Origin of the sequence: Enterococcus sp. DIV0970a (assembly GCF_051711265.1) — a bacterium.
Taxonomy (GTDB): domain Bacteria; phylum Bacillota; class Bacilli; order Lactobacillales; family Enterococcaceae; genus Enterococcus_D; species Enterococcus_D casseliflavus.
The window spans coordinates 913,846-929,919 of the sequence record NZ_JBIOMF010000001.1 but is presented as its reverse complement, the minus strand read 5'-3'; the positions used below and the strand labels follow the sequence as shown (position 1 = coordinate 929,919).

16 protein-coding genes are annotated in these 16,074 nt (G+C 44.8%); 4 read left to right on the top strand and 12 right to left on the bottom strand.

Features of this window, described 5'->3' with window-relative positions; all coding sequences use genetic code 11:
• Nucleotides 1-87: 87 nt before the first annotated feature.
• The 5 genes from IGK14_RS04360 to IGK14_RS04340 all read right to left on the bottom strand — a co-directional run bounded on the left by IGK14_RS04360 (nt 88) and on the right by IGK14_RS04340 (nt 4,234).
• Nucleotides 88-912: a PRD domain-containing protein gene (locus tag IGK14_RS04360; RefSeq protein WP_205820711.1), complete on the bottom strand. Its 825-nt coding sequence runs from the start codon at nt 910-912 to the stop codon at nt 88-90.
• Nucleotides 913-1,126: 214 nt separating this feature from the next.
• Nucleotides 1,127-2,440, bottom strand: a complete 1,314-nt coding sequence (locus tag IGK14_RS04355) for a DUF438 domain-containing protein (RefSeq protein ID WP_154694237.1) — start codon at nt 2,438-2,440, stop codon at nt 1,127-1,129.
• Nucleotides 2,437-2,670, bottom strand: coding sequence for a DUF1858 domain-containing protein (locus IGK14_RS04350; protein WP_010747746.1), 234 nt, complete (start codon nt 2,668-2,670; stop codon nt 2,437-2,439). Before IGK14_RS04350 ends, IGK14_RS04355 begins: the two co-directional genes overlap by 4 nt.
• 113 nt (nt 2,671-2,783) lie before the next feature.
• Nucleotides 2,784-3,518, bottom strand: a complete 735-nt coding sequence (locus IGK14_RS04345) for an ABC transporter permease (protein ID WP_154694236.1) — start codon at nt 3,516-3,518, stop codon at nt 2,784-2,786.
• Nucleotides 3,515-4,234: an ABC transporter ATP-binding protein gene (locus IGK14_RS04340; protein WP_228074156.1), complete on the bottom strand. Its 720-nt coding sequence runs from the start codon at nt 4,232-4,234 to the stop codon at nt 3,515-3,517. The genes IGK14_RS04345 and IGK14_RS04340 overlap by 4 nt, the downstream gene beginning before the upstream one ends.
• 96 nt (nt 4,235-4,330) lie before the next feature.
• Between IGK14_RS04340 and IGK14_RS04335 the strand changes: the two genes are divergently transcribed.
• Genes IGK14_RS04335 through IGK14_RS04325 form a run of 3 tightly spaced genes read left to right on the top strand, consistent with a single transcriptional unit; the run spans nt 4,331 to nt 6,513 of the window.
• Nucleotides 4,331-5,083 carry a polysaccharide deacetylase family protein gene (locus tag IGK14_RS04335; RefSeq protein WP_179190629.1) on the top strand — a complete coding sequence of 251 codons (753 nt, stop codon included), beginning with the start codon at nt 4,331-4,333 and terminating at the stop codon, nt 5,081-5,083.
• The gene (locus IGK14_RS04330; protein WP_005225471.1) at nt 5,080-6,057 is read left to right on the top strand and encodes an ABC transporter substrate-binding protein; all 978 of its coding nucleotides are present in this window, start codon (nt 5,080-5,082) and stop codon (nt 6,055-6,057) included. The genes IGK14_RS04335 and IGK14_RS04330 overlap by 4 nt, the downstream gene beginning before the upstream one ends.
• A gap of 51 nt (nt 6,058-6,108) precedes the next feature.
• The gene (locus tag IGK14_RS04325; protein ID WP_438712656.1) at nt 6,109-6,513 is read left to right on the top strand and encodes an arsenic metallochaperone ArsD family protein; all 405 of its coding nucleotides are present in this window, start codon (nt 6,109-6,111) and stop codon (nt 6,511-6,513) included.
• Between the two features lie 56 nt (nt 6,514-6,569).
• Here IGK14_RS04325 and IGK14_RS04320 read toward each other — a convergent pair whose 3' ends face one another.
• Both IGK14_RS04320 and IGK14_RS04315 read right to left on the bottom strand, forming a co-directional pair.
• Nucleotides 6,570-7,832, bottom strand: coding sequence for a PTS sugar transporter subunit IIC (locus IGK14_RS04320; protein WP_194186142.1), 1,263 nt, complete (start codon nt 7,830-7,832; stop codon nt 6,570-6,572).
• A 109-nt stretch (nt 7,833-7,941) separates the two neighbouring features.
• Nucleotides 7,942-8,598, bottom strand: a complete 657-nt coding sequence (locus IGK14_RS04315; RefSeq protein WP_142973753.1) for a YczE/YyaS/YitT family protein — start codon at nt 8,596-8,598, stop codon at nt 7,942-7,944.
• 92 nt (nt 8,599-8,690) lie between these two features.
• Here IGK14_RS04315 and IGK14_RS04310 point away from each other — a divergent pair, with 92 nt between their 5' ends.
• A complete protein-coding gene (locus IGK14_RS04310) occupies nt 8,691-9,362 on the top strand; it encodes a cyclic nucleotide-binding domain-containing protein (RefSeq protein ID WP_005225467.1) in 672 nt (223 codons plus the stop codon).
• Nucleotides 9,363-9,483: 121 nt separating this feature from the next.
• On the opposite strand, the gene IGK14_RS04305 is transcribed toward IGK14_RS04310, so the two are convergent.
• From IGK14_RS04305 to IGK14_RS04285, 5 genes are all read right to left on the bottom strand, one after another.
• On the bottom strand, nt 9,484-10,926 hold the full coding sequence (locus IGK14_RS04305) for a glycoside hydrolase family 32 protein (protein WP_154694232.1): 1,443 nt from the start codon (nt 10,924-10,926) through the stop codon (nt 9,484-9,486).
• Between the two features lie 43 nt (nt 10,927-10,969).
• Nucleotides 10,970-12,346, bottom strand: coding sequence for a PTS transporter subunit EIIC (locus IGK14_RS04300; RefSeq protein WP_438711667.1), 1,377 nt, complete (start codon nt 12,344-12,346; stop codon nt 10,970-10,972).
• A gap of 146 nt (nt 12,347-12,492) precedes the next feature.
• Nucleotides 12,493-13,488: a LacI family DNA-binding transcriptional regulator gene (locus IGK14_RS04295; protein ID WP_096741466.1), complete on the bottom strand. Its 996-nt coding sequence runs from the start codon at nt 13,486-13,488 to the stop codon at nt 12,493-12,495.
• 370 nt (nt 13,489-13,858) lie between these two features.
• On the bottom strand, nt 13,859-15,169 hold the full coding sequence (locus tag IGK14_RS04290) for an NCS2 family permease (RefSeq protein ID WP_081116571.1): 1,311 nt from the start codon (nt 15,167-15,169) through the stop codon (nt 13,859-13,861).
• A gap of 160 nt (nt 15,170-15,329) precedes the next feature.
• The gene (locus IGK14_RS04285) at nt 15,330-15,929 is read right to left on the bottom strand and encodes an NUDIX hydrolase N-terminal domain-containing protein (RefSeq protein WP_096741467.1); all 600 of its coding nucleotides are present in this window, start codon (nt 15,927-15,929) and stop codon (nt 15,330-15,332) included.
• Between the last annotated feature and the right edge of the window lie 145 nt (nt 15,930-16,074).

The window sequence follows — 16,074 nt, the reverse complement described above, 5'->3', positions numbered from 1 at the left end:
CTTTCAATGTAAAAATAAAAAGCAAGACAAATAACTATTCCTTGATGGAATAATTATCAGTCTTGCCTGCATTATCAGTAACAACCTTTATTCGTTCTCTATTAACTTTTGAATGTGTAATGTTAAGTACAGCTTTTCATCATCGTTCAAGGGAACATCTAAATACTTTTCAATCAAAAGCATCGTCTTATAAGCGTCTGCATACTGTCCACTCACGTGTCCCAATAGTGGATTTGCTTTTACCACATCTGGTCGAGCCTTCAATCGTTGGAAAAAAAAGCGCAAATGGGTGATAAATCGATCGAATGCCAAAGAGTTTTCATCAATTTGTATCTTGTTTGAAAATCGTATAAGTGAAATAATATCGCGAATCTTTTTTGCAATCGATTGGACATCTTTTGGCTGATCAACCTCATCTGTTACTTGTGCATTGATCAAATGCATTGCTATATTTCCTGCTTCTTCTTCCTCAAAGACGACCCCTGTTTCTTGTCCGATCATTTCCAATGCTTTTTTACCAACTTCAAATTCCTGCGGATAAAACTTTTTTATTTCCCATGATAATCGGTTCGTAACTGTGATTCCTTGTTCATGCAGTTTGAACAGGTTATACAGATGATCGGTAAGTGATACATACAGCGTCTCGCTTAACTCCTGTTTTATTTCCGCTTTTGCAAGCGAGATAATATCATCCGCTAAAGACACATAGTTTGTTGGTATGGATGACAATAAACTTAAAAACCGCTCGGAAACTTTGTTCTTATGAAGCACAAACACTTTTTCAATTTTTGATTCATCGGCGGTTTGTCCTGGTTTCATTTTGAAGCCAAGGCCGGTACCGATCCAGATAAAATCTTTGCCATCTTGTCCGACCAAAACTGCATTGTTGTTTAAGATTTTTTTGATCTTCAAGACGCTTCTCACCTCCTTAAAATGAAAAAAGGCGATACCTTAATACATGTGTAGGATCCATACACACGTAAAAAGGTATAGCCTGCATTATCAGTAACTACCCATTTGATTGCCTTTACTATACTATTTTTCTAGAAACGTTGCAAGCGTTTTATTGATTTTTCTTTTTTTGCTTCGTTTCAAATAGACACGGATCAGCCTTTCTCCAAACTGCTCACTGATCCAGCAACCGGCTTTGCCCTTCGATTTTTTGGATCTTTGTAATGTCTTGCGTGACTTCTAGACACCCTAAATAGATGCCTGCTTCATTTTTTAATGCAAAGTAGCGAATATAGATTTTACGGCCCCGCATATCGATCCAAAATTCTGCTGTCTCCCTGGTACCCGCTCGAAAATCATCCAAAATCTGTTGCACGAGATGCATGCTTTTCGGTGGATGACAGTTGACGACTTCACGACCTAAAACCGAATTCGTTCGTGGAAAGACGCGACTCTTTCCTTCTGAATAAAAGCGCACCCGCTCTTCACTATCTACAAAGGTCAAGTCCACTGGCAACGTTTGAAAAATAGCCACCAATTGTTCAAATTGCAGATTACCAGTAGGCAATGAAACGGTCGGCTGTTCAGCAATTTGCGGCGAATCTTCCGATTCTGGGACTTGAAAGTCATTGAATCCTAAACCGGCTGCGATGCCAGCGGTTGTTTCTTGGGCTTGTTTGATCGCCGCTTGCCGTGCGGGTTCTGCCGCCTGTTCCTTTTCAAGGGCTTCTTGGCTCGGTTTCCAAGGAAGCGGTTCTGGGATAAAGGCAAAGCCGATGTCAAAACTGTCAGCCGCGATTTGTTCCCAATCTTTAAGACTGAAGACATCCAGCGTCATGGGCACCATGATTTCTTCTTCTTTGAAAATCATCTCTTCGATCTCGTTTTTGACTGCTTCCCATTGGATAGCGATTGGATTATAGGCAGCTTTTTCGGATGCCAAAAGCTCATTGAGCGCTTTGATCATAACCCGAATATCATCATCAACACCCCACATCACTTTTGGCGGCGCAGTGATGCCATACTTCTCCATGTAAGAAAAAATCAACGTTTCTTTTCGCGCATAGTGTTTGTCGATCTGCATTAAATCATTGCAGGCAGCTTGTAGACGCTTTTTAGGCGTCCAATCACCGGTTTTGATTTTGGCTAAGAGGCTGTCGATCTCATCGGTCAACAGGGATTGCAGGACTTGGTTCTCCAATTTCAGGGTATGCACAGGATGGCCTGGTTGCCCATATTCTTCATTGGAGTGATGGATCTCATTGATCGATCCTTTAAAAACAGCAGCATGAATATTGCACAAACGCTGAATCTCAGAAGGGTCCAACCCCGTTTGGATCAAAGCTTTTTCAGCAGCAGTGATCTCCGTCACATCCACACCATCAAATTCTTCGTTAAATAAGCGTTTAGCCTCTTCAAAGGAACCGCCTTGGTGAAGCAAACTCAGTATTTCGACGATCCGTTCTTGTCTTTGACTGTTAGTTTTCATTTCGTCGCTCCTTTCACAAGAAACCCTTGTTTTTCGAAAGCGAGACAAACCATTTCCAAGGGGATCTTCTTCATCTGAGCACCTTTGGGTATCGTCATATAACGTCCAGCAGTTTGCAGCATCCCTGGTTGATTGATCGCTGTAAACCCTAGTTGACTCATGATTTCTTGTATTTCAGGGTATTGTGCCACAAGTTCATAGAGCGTTTTTGACAGATCGATTTCTTTCATAGTAAGGTCTTCCTTTCAGTGAGAATGATTCTCAATAAGATATCCTTAGTATAAATCATTTTGTTCAAAAATACACGAACTGCCGCAAACATTCATCAATCGATCATTTTTTTCTAAGATTGTCGGTAACGGCACACCACTTTTTCCAACCAATCGATACTGGCAAAAAGCAGATAGCCCATCAAAGCAATCAGGAGGATACCCGAAAGCATTTGTGAGTAGTCCATTTTTGACCACGCACTTAAGATCAGATAGCCGACACCATACGTCGTGTTATAATTTTCGGCAAAAAAGAGGGATGCCAACGCGATCCCGATACTGACCCGCACACTGGCAAAAAGTGCTGGCATGAGCGCGGGCAAAATAACGAAGCGCAAGACATGGCGCCATTGGTTGGTATAATTTTTCATGACCTGAAAATACGCTGGTGGGATCTTCGTGACTGCATCACGAATCGAGACGATCACTTGAATGACGATCACCGCAAAAATCAAGAGAATTTTTGAGAGATTGCCTAAGCCAAAGAAAATCATAAAGACGGGTAAAAACGCAACTTTCGGAATCGGATATAAAAAGTAAAGCAGTGGACCAAGCAGCCGATCCACTCTTTGGGATCGCCCAATCAAGATTCCTAACGGCACCCCGACTAGCAACGCCCCACTCAACGCCGCAAATACCCGCAACAAACTGGCACCTGTGTGGATCAGTAAGACTTCTCGCAGTGCCCAAAAACGTTCGGCCGTTTCTAAAGGATTAGGCAGTGAGCGATTGTTGGTCACCCAGCTTACGCCCCACCAAACCAGGACAAACGAACAGAAGCCCCAAGCAAAAGATTTGATGGTTTTCATTGCCTCACCTCCCTCATTTGTTCTTTTAACTGCAAGACGACTTCATAAAAAGCCAACGAGTCTCGTTCCTGCTGGCTGCCGTAAAAAGGATTACTGATCGGCGTAACGCCCTGATCTTTTAGCAGCAAAATCGTCTGCCCCAAAAACACTGCCTCTTCTGGATCGTGGGTCACCACGATCAAGCTGTTTTGTCTGCGCTGCTGTTGGGCAGCGATCATGGCTTGGGCGTTTGCTTTGGTTTCTTGGTCCAGCGAAGCAGTCGGCTCATCCAATAATAAAACATCGGGCTGTGTGATCAGTCCCCGCCCCATGGCGGTCCGCTGTTTTTGACCGCCGCTAAGCTGATGCGGATAGCGGTCCTGCACCTGCGTCAATCCCAACTCAGCCAAACAGCTGGCGACCCGTTTTTTACGGCGCTCACTAGGGGTTTGGTTGATGAGCAGCGGCATTTCCAGTGCTTGGTAGACTGTTTGCCAAGGAAACAAATGCAGTTCTTGGAAAACGACCTCGATGTTGTCAGGGGAACAGCCTTGGTAAGTGATCGTGCCCGATTGCGGTCGATGCAACCCTTTGATCAAGGATAAAAGCGTGCTTTTGCCAATGCCCGATTCTCCCAGCAGCACATAGGTCGCGCCTTGTTCAAAACAAAACGAAAGGTTTTTAAAAATGGCGGTATCTCCATAGGTAAAGGAAACGGAATCGAATAGAATACTCATCAGAGAATAAACTTCTTTCTTCAAATTATTTGTGTTGGTTTTCACATTTTGTGCTATACTATTTTTTGCGTGATTGACAAGAAAGGATGGTTTATGATGTTTCAGACCCTCGTATTTCATGAAATACGTCCCGAAGCAGAACTTTATGATCAGGTTCGCCCGATCAAAGTCGCAGACGGGTATCAAGATGCCTTACCTCTGCCCTTATTCAATAGCACTTCTCATTTTAAACAACAAATCGACTTTTTGAAAGCAGAAAATTACCATACGTTGACCCTTGCAGAAGTCAAAGATTTTTATTTCCAGCAGCAGCCGCTACCAGAAAAATCCGTGTTGCTGACCTTTGACGACTGCTATCAATCGATGAAAGAATATGCCTACCCACTGTTGAAAGAAGCTGGTTTCAAGGCAACAGCCTTTGTCGTGACTGGCTGGCTTTTTGATGCCCCTCAGCCTTACGAGCCAGAAGTTTCGCGGACATTGAGCAGCGCCGAATTAGCCGAAATGAGCGATGTCTTCGAGTATGCCAACCATACCGATCATTTTCATGAACGCAAGGACCAGCAAGGGCGTTCAATGTGGGAAACACCAGCAGCCTTTGCGCAAGACTTACGAAGCTGCAATCAGCACGTGGCCATCAAGGATGTTTTTGCCTATCCCTTTGGCTTTTATGATCCGCAGACGATCGCTACCTTGGAAAAGGAAGGCTTCGTTCTAGCATTTACCACCAAACCAGGTATCAACACGGCACAAACCAAGCCAATGGAACTCCATCGGGCAGTCATCCCGTTCTCACTACCAATGGCTGCTTTTGAACAACGATTTAGAAACGAGGAAATGAACCAATGAAAAAAACGATTTTAGCAAGTATCCTAGCACTATTCGCTGTTGGCGCTGCCGCATGCGGTAACACTGGCGAAACGGCAAGTACCAGCAATTCCAGCACTAGCAGTACAGAAGCTGCGGTCACAGATCAAACATTGACGATCGGGGTGTTACCAGCAGAATCAGCGATTCCGATCATTCTAGCAAAAGAAGAAGGCTTTTTCGAAAAGCAAGGATTGACTGTGGAACTCAAATCCTTCACTTCCCCGAATGACCGCAATGTGGCGGTGCAGGCAGGCGAGCTGGATGGTACGATCAGCGATGTCATGACAGAAGCGACCTTTAAGCAAAACGGCATTGATATGACGATCACTTCTGATATTTTGGAAAACTTCAAGATTCTCGCTTCACCGAATTCAGGGATCACTGAGATGAAAGGGTTAGCGGATAAAAAAATCACCCTTGTACCGAATTTCATTTTAGAATACATCATGGACCAATTTGCACAGGAAAATGATTTTACCTATGACATCGTGGATATCGCTTCTTTTTCTGCCCGTTCCGAAGCATTGCTCAATGACCAAGTCGATGGCGCTGTTTATACGGAACCGCAAGCCAGCATGTTGGCTGCCCAAGGGGCGATTGTTTTAGGCAGCTCTAAAGATGCTGGCATCAAAGGCGGCACACTGCAATTTATGGACGAAGTTATCCAAAATCGCCCGCAAGACCTAAAAGCATTCTACACTGCTTACAACGAAGCCATCGATTACATGAATGCTCATTCAGCAAAAGACTATGCCGACATCTTGGCAGACTATCAATTTCCCGATGCTATGAGTACCTACTTAGACAGCCAGGAAGACTATCCGTATGCCCAGGCAGTGCCGCAAGAGCAATTCGACGCAATCATTGCTTGGACGAAAGACAAGGGTCAAATCGACCAAGCGTATTCTTACAACGAGTTGACCAATTTCGATTTTTTACCCGCTGACGAATAAGAAACAACAAAAAAGACGCATTTGCGTCTTTTTTTGTTGTTTCACTTCTTTTTGATACTCTTTTTTGCTCGTGGCAAGAAATTCAGGTATACTTTTGACAAATCAGCTGCCATGAAAGGATTTGATGCAATGCCAACGATCGCTGTTTATGCCGACCAGAAAGAAGATACTTGGGAAGCCCACTTGACTCACCAGTTAAAAATAAATGAAGAAAGGACCCAGGCTCATCAAACATTCCATAACGAACCTTTAACGATCGACGAATATTTTTTTGCAGAAGAACCTGCCCCTTTTTATACGAATCAAGCCGTCAAGCAGCAATTAGCAAGCAATGGCCGCAGCTGTCTGCCACTCGTGTATGTCGACGATCAGCTATTTTGCCAAGGTCGCTTGCCAACGATCCGTGAATGGGAACAATTGACGAAATCTGGGATCACTGTGCAATTTGATGAGTAGCAGCCACTGTTTTCTTTGCCAGACAAAACAACGCACCACGTGCCAATCATCAGCGTTTAGTTCTCCCCCTTCGCGGCAACTGCGTCGGTAACGCCTTTTTCTTCTTCTGTTAAACTTCGTTCGCTGATTTTAAAGAATGGATAGTAGATCGCCACACTAATCAGTAAGGAAGCGATACTCCAAAGAACAGCAGGGATATTGCCGCCGGTTGCAAGGTAAGTATTGATAAAGGGCGGTGTGGTCCACGGTGGATTGAACATGATTCGCCCAATGACATTGGTGACCAACAAGAAATACGTTCCGACACATAATACAAGGGGTGTCAGGATGAAAGGAATCATCATAATAGGGTTCATCACGATCGGAAACCCAAAAATGATTGGCTCATTGATACAAAAAATAGCAGAGGGCAAAGCCATCTTCCCTAGAGAACGATAGGCTTTTTTCTTTGAAACTAACATGTTGATGATCAGCCCCAGTGTTGAACCAGTGCCTCCATAGCACAAAAACATGATATAAAACCCGCCTGCAAAAATGTTCGGTAACGGTTCGCCTGCAGTGTAGGCTTCGGTATTGGCTGCTAATAAAGCTAGAAAAATCGGATCGCCGATACTCCCCATCACATTGCTGCCATGAATCCCTAAACACCAAAGCAACAAAATCAAAAAGGTATACAACAGCATCCCAGGCAATGTGTTTAGACCAACTGCCAGCGGTGAAAAGATGGCTTGCACGAATTGATTGACATTAAATTCCAACAAGACCCGAATCACCCAGGCACCCGTGATGATGGCAGCTCCGGGAAGCAAGACCGAAAAACTCTTGGCAACTGCGGGCGGCACTTCTGCTGGCATCCGAATCACTAAGCGGTGCTTGAGAAAAAAGCGATGGATCACTACTGTCGCAATCGCCGTGACGATTCCTGTAAACAGACCAGATGCCCCCAAAGAAGCTGGATCGATCGTCCATTCTTCCCCCGCCTGCAGCAGCAAAAAAGCGCAGACTGCCAACACGACAGAACCGATCCGATCGATCTCATACGAAGCCGCCAAATAGTAGGCGATCCCGATACAAGCGGCCAGTCCCAAAATCCCAAATGTAAAATTGCTGGCGGCGCCTAGTTTGACGCCAAACTCCCCGACAAACTCGGTCCAGCCAGGAAAAGGCAGATTGGCTAAAATCAAAAAGAGACTGCCGATAATCGTCAGCGGCATCGTAACAGCGACTCCGTTGCGCACGGCAACTAAAAACCGATTTTCACTGATCCTAACCAATTTTGGTGCAAAATTTTCCTGAAACCCTTCAATCAACCGATTCATCCTGTCTCCTCCTACTAAATATCTCGCTTTTTTAACAAGAGTAGCATAAAAAACGCTTTCTGCATTTTTAGAACACTCGACGCCTTCCCAATTCCAAGAATACTACCGGCTAACTGTTTCTTTGCCAAATGGGTAAAGCCGCTGCCAAATCACGTTCCTTCGACCAAGCGATGGCACCTGACAGCAAAAAGAAACTAATGACCGTCCCTTCCCTCACCGCTAGCGGTAAGCCCAAACTGATCGCTAGCAAGAGTGCCCCCGAAATACAGACTGCATCAACGCCATAACGGTACTGCTTAAATGTCCAACGACTGCGTTGCGCCAGCAAATGACACCAGTGCTCGATTGGAAATTTCAAGACCTGCAACCGTAGGACTTGCCCCGTCGCCGTTCCAGAAATCAAGATCCCACCGATCAAAGCAGCTAGTTGGCTCCAATAATTCGTCAAGTGCAGCGATGCCAAGAAGTAGTAAACAAAGCCATTGATCAAATAGCCGAAAGCCAGCAAAGCAAAAAACATAATCAAGTACTCACTGCCTTTTTGTTTGAGGGACGTCTGCCGCCGATCCAATAGCCAACAGGCAGCTAAAAAGCTCAAATTGATGGCTGTTGTGATAGTGCCGACTTTGATTCCTGACATCGTTGCCAGCGTAACATTCAAGGCATTAAAACTACTGACCCCAACGCTTGCTTTAATGGTCAAGCTGATCCCGAATGCACTCAACCCATAAAAAATCCCTGATCCTATCCATTGCTTTTTATTCATTTTTTCTCCCACACTTTCTTTTTTGCTTTTCTAAGTATGTGCTATACTGACTAAAAACAAATAGGAGATTTCTCCTAGTTCGGAGGAAAAAAGTGAAAAAAACCGCTTATGCCTTGGCAATAAAGCAGGTACCAATCAAAGAAAGCTGCCCTTTGCCGATTCCTGAGGAGATTTTACAACAAAGTGCCCTCTGGACCTTTGATCATCGAGAAGCGATCCAAAAAGAAACGGTGCCGATGTCGGTCTTTTTCGTCCTATTGACTGGCAAAGCCAAGATCATTCAAACGCAAGAAAACGGCAAACGTGCCTTGCTGCAGTTTCTCCATCCTGGTGATTGCATTGGCGATCTCACGTTGATTGGCGCCGAAACAGTACCGAAAACCGTGGTTGCGATCGGTGAAACAACATGTCTGGGCATTCCGATGCAAGCAGCAGCTCACGGGCTCATGCAAGACCTGGCTTTCGTACAAACACTAGGCAAAACTATCGGTGAAAAATTGCTGCTGCGTATGGATCATTTTTCCGTCAATCAAACCTATCCCTTAGCTTGGCGCCTTGCTCATCTACTGTTGGAAGCTTCGATCGATGATCTTTTTCAAGAAAAATTAACGGAGACCGCAGAATACTTAGGCGTGAGCTATCGCCATTTAACGTATACCTTAAAAGATTTCAAAACGCAAAAACTAGTCACAAAAACTGCAGACGGCTATCGGATCGATGCGCCTGCGCTGCAGACCTTTATCCAAAACCAACAAAAGCAGTAACAAGCAAATAACGACAGCAAAATAGTTGGTATGATGCCCCCCTAAAAGCCAGAGAAAAAGCTGACTCTTGGGGGTGCAACAAGAAAAACCAACTGTTTGCTGTCGTTTTCGGATCGTTGCTTTAATTTTTCGCCAATGCCCAAGCATTGACACAAACCGTGCCGGTTCCGCTGAGAGCGAACGCCTCGGTCCGTTTGGGATACACGCGAGAGGTCAAACAATATTGCCCGCCATTTAGGAAGATCTCAATCGAAGACGTATCGACAAAAATCTGCAGCTGCGTCAGTTCATCGACCTTGACACTGCGCTGTTTACGACCGTAGCCAGAAACGCCATGATGGATCGTGAAGACACCAGCTTCATAAGCCAAAGTCGTATCTTGCAAAAGTCCAAGCTGGAACTGCTGCAATGGGACTTCCGCCGTAACTTGCAACTCATATGCCAATTCATCGAAAGACAAGTGCTGCGGTTTCTCTGAAAGCACAATTTTTTGGCTGACTTGCTTGTCTCGCAATTTTTGGAATTCTGGCAAAGGTTCTTGATACAACTGGTCATTTTTGACCGAAAGCTGTCTTGGCAGCGTTGCGGCATGCTGCCAGCCACGAGGGATCGTAGGATTGCTGTATTCAGGACTGGTATCCCCTAGCCCCATCCAGCCCCACAAGATCCGACGTTTCTGCTCATCTTCAAAGGTTTGCGGGGCATAGAAGTCAAACCCATAATCAAGTTCACGAAACGCAGAAGTTTCTTTAAACGTCAGGGTTTCCCAATCCACCTCACCAATCAGATACCCTGATTGATGAATATTTTGGTAGGCATGTTCTTTGGCTGCCAAGCCTTGCGGTGAGAAGACCAACACATCTTTGCCATCTAAATGGAAGTAGTCTGGGCATTCCCACATGTAGCCTAGAGCATAGTCCTCACCGAAAAAGATTCCTCGATAGGTCCATTCATTTAAATCCGTCGATTCATAAATCAAAATTTTGCCTTCGTTTTCCAACGTACGCGCGCCTAGCAGCATATAGTAGGTGCCTTCGTGGGCAAAAACCTTTGGGTCACGAATATGATCGGTAAATCCTTCAGGGTAGTCCTCATGAGGAATCACGACTTCTTGCTTTTCGACGGTATAGCCGTCTTTGCTGATTACATGGACCGTGTTTTGTTCTCGTCCACTAAAGGTATAGTCATGATCACCAGGATGTTTGACATTCCCAGTATAGAAGAAATGGATCGCGTCATTCTCGATAAAGGCAGAACCCGAGTAGACCCCGTCTTTGTCATAGTCGTGTTCGGGAGAAAGAAACAGCGCTTCTTCTTGAAACGTGACATAATCCGTCGACGTTTTGTGTCCCCAGTGGGGTGGTTCCCCGCCATGGGGCGTTTGCGGTACATATTGATGGTAAAAATGAACCACGCCTTTGAATTGGCAAAGACCATTCGGGTCGTTCATCCATCCTGTTTCTGGCATCAAATGGTAGTTCAAGCGCCACGCATCAGCACTGATTTTTTCTGCTAAATCGTTTTGGGTTTGGGCAAGCTGTGCCCAGTATTCCTTCGTTAACAATGTGGTACCTCTTTTCTCTTGCCGATGAACAGCAAGGGATTATTTATTGGTTCAACTCTTTGGCTAGCGGTTTGCGCTGCAATTGGACACCAGCAAAACCGACACCAAAGGCAATCAAAATCACGACAACGTATTTCAGCATGGCACCGAAATCTCCAGTATACAACAATAGACCTGGTATAAAAGTGATGCCCATCCCAGTGGCAGCTAATTGGAAGACATACGTCGCAAACCCGCCGACTGCGCCTCCCAGCATGCCTGCGCCAAAAATGCGCATCGAGCGTAAGTTGACCCCAAATAGTAAAGGTTCCGTGATCCCAAATAAGGTTGGAACCGCCGCACTGATGGCATTTGAGCGTTTGACTTTGTTTTTATAAATAAATGCCGCAGCGATCGCAGCCCCAAATTGTCCCGCCATACTTGCTGTACCTAAGACTTGTAGGACGTTTTCGCCTGTCGTATTCAATAACCCTAACTCAATAATACTTAACGAATGGTGCAATCCAGTGATCACGATCACTTGCTGAACCCCTCCGTAAATGATATAACCGATGCCCAATGGTGCTTGCACCAAGTAGACGATACTGTTGATGACTGCTCTTTCAGCTACTTGCAAGATTGGTCCTAACGCAAACAAAATCAAACCTAAAGTAATGACGATCGTTAAGAATGGTGTCACGATCAAATCCATCATTTGCGGAACAAATTTACGGAACCATTTTTCTAGCTTAGAAACTAAGAGCCCGACAATAATTGCTGGAAAAATCGACCCTTGATACCCAGAGATCGATAAACCGAATAAGTGCAATGGCTCTGCATCCCCGCTGGCAACTGCCCAAGCGTTCGGCAATTGCGGTGCCACCATCATCAATCCTACCACGATCCCAATGATCGGATTACCGCCGAATTTTTTCGTCGCACTATAGGCGATCAAAACAGGTAAAAAGGCAAACGCTGTATCCGTTAACATTTCAAACATAGCTAACCAGTCAGCACTATAAGTGACCCCCAACTCGGTCAATAATCCCCGAATCCCCATCAAAAGCCCCGTCGTTACCAAAGCTGGAATCAATGGCACCAAGACATCTGACAACGTGCGGACAACTTTTTGGACGGGTGACAGATTCGAATAGACATCATCTTTGAAGCCAGCTTTATCAGCGGAGGCGTCATTGCCCATTTCTGCTGCGAAGGCTTGATAAACTTCATTGACTTTTCCTGTTCCAAAAATGAACTGATGCTGTCCCGTGTTGAAAAAATAGCCCTTGCTGCCCTCAACTGCTTCCGCTTTGTCTTTATCTACTAACTGATCGTCTTTCAAAATCAAGCGCAAACGTGTGGCACAGTGTTCAAAGTTTTTGACATTTTCTTTGCCGCCAACAGCTTCTAACACTTGCTCGATCGTTTTTTGTTCCTTCATTTTTCCCACTCCTTTGATCGTCGGTTCATTTGTGGAACCGGTTCTACATTTGTAGATTAACAGAAACCGTTTGCAATTGCAAGCAAAGAAAATAAAAAAACAGAACGCCGCAACTGGACGTTCTGTTTTCTCTTAAAATGTTTGCTTTATTTCTCCTGCTTGTCAAGCTTGGCAGTCGACTGTTTGACCACTAATCGATTCGGTAATTCGATCACTTCAGGAACCTCTTCCCCTTGTGTCAGTTTTTGGATCGTTAAGACGGCATCGATGCCTAATTGGACATAGGGATATTGGGTCGTTGTGATGGTCGGATAGACATAATCCGTCGAATCATAGCCACCAAATCCGTTCAAGGAAAAGTCTTGCGGCACTTGATACCCTAGTTCATGGGCGGCTTTCAATACAGCAACAGCAATATTGTCGGTAGCACAGGCGATGTACGTTGCCGATTGATCTTTCAAGAACACAAGGGCTTTTTGGTACGTTTCTCTTCTTGAAAAGGACGTTTCGATAAAGTCGACTTTGACGTTGGGCGTTTGTGCCAAGACATCAAGAAATCCTTTTTTCCGCAAGACACCTACCGCATAATCATTTTCGCTGACACCAACAAATAAATAACGTCGGTGGCCAGCGCTGACTGCATATTCTGCCATGATTTTGCCAGCTTGATAATCTTCATGGACGATGGAATGAATGCCAGCTAACTGTTGACCTAACAATAAAACAGGCATAGGAACCTCTGCCAGCACCGCTTGCAGCTGCGGCGTGATTTTGCGCGCAAACAGGATCATCCCTGCTACTTTTTGTTTGACCAGCATTTCGATATTTTCTAATTCCCGTTCATCGCTTTGATCAGAGTTGGTGATCAGCATTTGATAGCCGTTTTCCCGTGCCGTCGTATCGATCCCTTTCAACACATCATTTGTCGATGGTGAATTCAGTCGAGGAATGATCACGCCCAGCAATTTCGTGTCTTGGGCTTTCAGCGAACGAGCAAATGTATTGGGGCGATAGCCAGTGTCAGCAATGATCTGATCAATTTTTTTGCGCTTTTCTTCACTGATATAGCCATTGTTCAGATAGCGGGAAACCGTACTTTTCGCTACTCCCGCCTTTTCAGCAATGTCCTTGATCGTTGTCATGATTTCCCACCTTTGCGTTTTCTTTTATTATAACAATAACTGAAAGAAAAGCGCAGGTTTTGCGTGAAAATTGTTGGGTTAGGCGGTTTTGGAATGAAGCTTCACTTCAAAGTAATCTTACAATCAATGAATGGTAGAGAAACTAAAACCTCCCTTTACAAGATATGGCGAAGATCGATCAGATCATTGAGTATTTTTTTAAGCAATACAACGCCCTGATCCGTCGGCATATAAACCACGGATAGTAAATCCTTATTCAATTCTGAACATTTTTATAGCAAGCGACATATAATAAAAACCAGCTAAGCCACGCTTAACTGGTTTTTTATTAGTTGAAATCCTATCCTAAGTTTACATTAAAACGTCTCTCTCACACATTCAAAATCCACATAAACCCAAGAAAGACAAAGAACAAGCCGTACATGATTGGTGAGACTTCTTTGCCGCGTTTGGCTGCCAACATGGTGATTGGGTAAAAGATGAAACCCAAGGCGATCCCATCGGAGATGCTATAGGTCAACGGCATGCCTAGTAGAATCAAGAAGGCTGGGATTGCGATTTCCATTTCGTGCCATTTGATTTCTCGCAGCGATTGTGCCATCAGCACACCTACAACGATCAGTGCTGGTGCCGTCACTTGGGAAGTAACAACGGATAGCAATGGTGAAAAGAACAAGCCGAACAAGAAGAAAATTCCAGTCGTCACGGCAGTCAAGCCAGAGCGACCGCCCACGGCGATCCCAGCGGAGGATTCGACATATGCGCCTACTGGTGAGGTCCCTAATAAAGAACCAGCGAGCATGGCGGTGGAGTCAGAAGCAAGTGCTTTGCCGACCCGCGGCATTTTGTTGTCTTTCATAAAACCCGCTTGATTGGCAAGTCCCACCAAGGTGCCTGCAGTATCAAAGAAAGTGACGAGTAAGAAAGTCAGTACTACGACCCACATTTGCAGGGAGTTGATGTCTCCTACATGGTTTAGCGCCACTAAGAATGTGGACGAAATACTCGGTGCAGCAGAAACGATACTGGATGGTGCTTGGATCAAGCCAGTCAAAAGACCTAAAACAGTTGTTGCGGCCATCCCGATAAAAATTCCACCAGGAACTCTGCGAACCATCAAGACGGCAGTGATCACTAACCCAAAAATCGTCAGCCACGTCGTACCGACACTCAATGAACCTAGTGCCACAAGGGTCGAATCATCGGAAACGATGATCCCGCCTTCGCTCAATCCCAAAAAGGCGATGAACAGACCGATCCCCCCAGAGATGGCATATTTTAAATCAGCAGGGATCGCATCAATGATCAGCTCCCGTAATTTAAAGATCGTGATCACGATGAAAATCAGTGATGCCACAAACACACCCGCTAATGCTGTTTGCCATGGAACCCCCATTCCAATACAGACTGAATAAGAAAAGAACGCGTTGATCCCTAATGCGGGTGCCGTAGCGATCGGGTATTTTGCTAAAACCCCCATCAAGATACAGCCCAATGCGCTGGCTAACGCCGTTGCCGTAAAGACGGCACCTTCGTCCATCCCAGATGCCCCAAGGACCGTTGGATTGACGAATAAAATATAGGCCATCGAGATAAAGGTGGTAAAACCAGCTAAGATTTCTCGTTTGACCGTTGTTTGTAAGGCATCCAGCCCAAAAAAGGAATTGATTTGATTCTTCATTTTTACTCCTCCAGCAATCAAGCAAAGGTGTCGCCATTGCTTGATTTTTTATAATGAAAACGACGAAATCAATCATAAACCAACTTTATCTGCAAGTAAATATTATCCAGTTAAAAAAACCAATAAAACGCTTTTTCCAACATCTTACCCTTAGCTGTTTTTAATCAACGTGTAACGACTTCTCATTCACCAATTGCTCCAGTTGTTCCTTGGTGGTGCGCTTGATGGAAAGCTTCGGCAGCTCCTTCAACAAAAAGTAATCGCTGTTGGAGGTTTCACTGTTTTTGATGAAGTCCCCTGCCAAAACATCACAGGCAAAGACCAGCTTATAGTATTGAAACACTTGCGGAATGTCTGGTCTTAGATTCGTATCAAAAATTGCTCGCAGCTCCTTGACCTCAACGAGTAAGCCAGTTTCTTCCAGCACTTCTTTTTTGATGTTTTCCCGTGGCGTCAAGCCAATTTCTGCATAGCCTCCTGGCAGTGACCATTCTTTCGTCAGACTGTCTTCCACCAGCAAGATTTTTTCGTCTTTTTGGATCAATGCTCGTACATCGACTTTGGGCGTAGGATAGCCCTCATTTTTTTCTGTTAAAAGGGTCAACGCAGCTGCGTCTTGATCCACGACGGTACTCATCAAATGCAATGCCAACTCTTTGATCTCTTGGTAACGTTCCTTATCGTACACATCTTTGCCATAGTATAAACCTGCTTCAGCGATCGATAACAGGCGTTTGTATTGCGCAAAATAATCTTTCATCCATTCCCCGCCTTTTCCATTTCTCTGTTATGCTTCTTATTCTAGAGGAAATCGGCGGTTTTGCAAAAGATTGGCAACCCAATCATTGAATTCTCGTTGCTGCCATCGCCTGATAAACGCAGATTTTTGTAAAATCAGCCGATTT

Bases quoted from the DNA above. Each gene is read 5' to 3' on its own strand.
- IGK14_RS04355 (WP_154694237.1), bottom strand. From the start codon at position 2,440: ATGAAAACTAACAGTCAAAGACAAGAACGGATCGTCGAAATACTGAGT.
- IGK14_RS04350 (WP_010747746.1), bottom strand. From the start codon at position 2,670: ATGAAAGAAATCGATCTGTCAAAAACGCTCTATGAACTTGTGGCACAA.
- IGK14_RS04345 (WP_154694236.1), bottom strand. From the start codon at position 3,518: ATGAAAACCATCAAATCTTTTGCTTGGGGCTTCTGTTCGTTTGTCCTG.
- IGK14_RS04340 (WP_228074156.1), bottom strand. From the start codon at position 4,234: ATGAGTATTCTATTCGATTCCGTTTCCTTTACCTATGGAGATACCGCC.
- IGK14_RS04335 (WP_179190629.1), top strand. From the start codon at position 4,331: ATGTTTCAGACCCTCGTATTTCATGAAATACGTCCCGAAGCAGAACTT.
- IGK14_RS04330 (WP_005225471.1), top strand. From the start codon at position 5,080: ATGAAAAAAACGATTTTAGCAAGTATCCTAGCACTATTCGCTGTTGGC.
- IGK14_RS04320 (WP_194186142.1), bottom strand. From the start codon at position 7,832: ATGAATCGGTTGATTGAAGGGTTTCAGGAAAATTTTGCACCAAAATTG.
- IGK14_RS04315 (WP_142973753.1), bottom strand. From the start codon at position 8,598: ATGAATAAAAAGCAATGGATAGGATCAGGGATTTTTTATGGGTTGAGT.
- IGK14_RS04300 (WP_438711667.1), bottom strand. From the start codon at position 12,346: ATGAAGGAACAAAAAACGATCGAGCAAGTGTTAGAAGCTGTTGGCGGC.
- IGK14_RS04295 (WP_096741466.1), bottom strand. From the start codon at position 13,488: ATGACAACGATCAAGGACATTGCTGAAAAGGCGGGAGTAGCGAAAAGT.
- IGK14_RS04290 (WP_081116571.1), bottom strand. From the start codon at position 15,169: ATGAAGAATCAAATCAATTCCTTTTTTGGGCTGGATGCCTTACAAACA.
- IGK14_RS04285 (WP_096741467.1), bottom strand. From the start codon at position 15,929: ATGAAAGATTATTTTGCGCAATACAAACGCCTGTTATCGATCGCTGAA.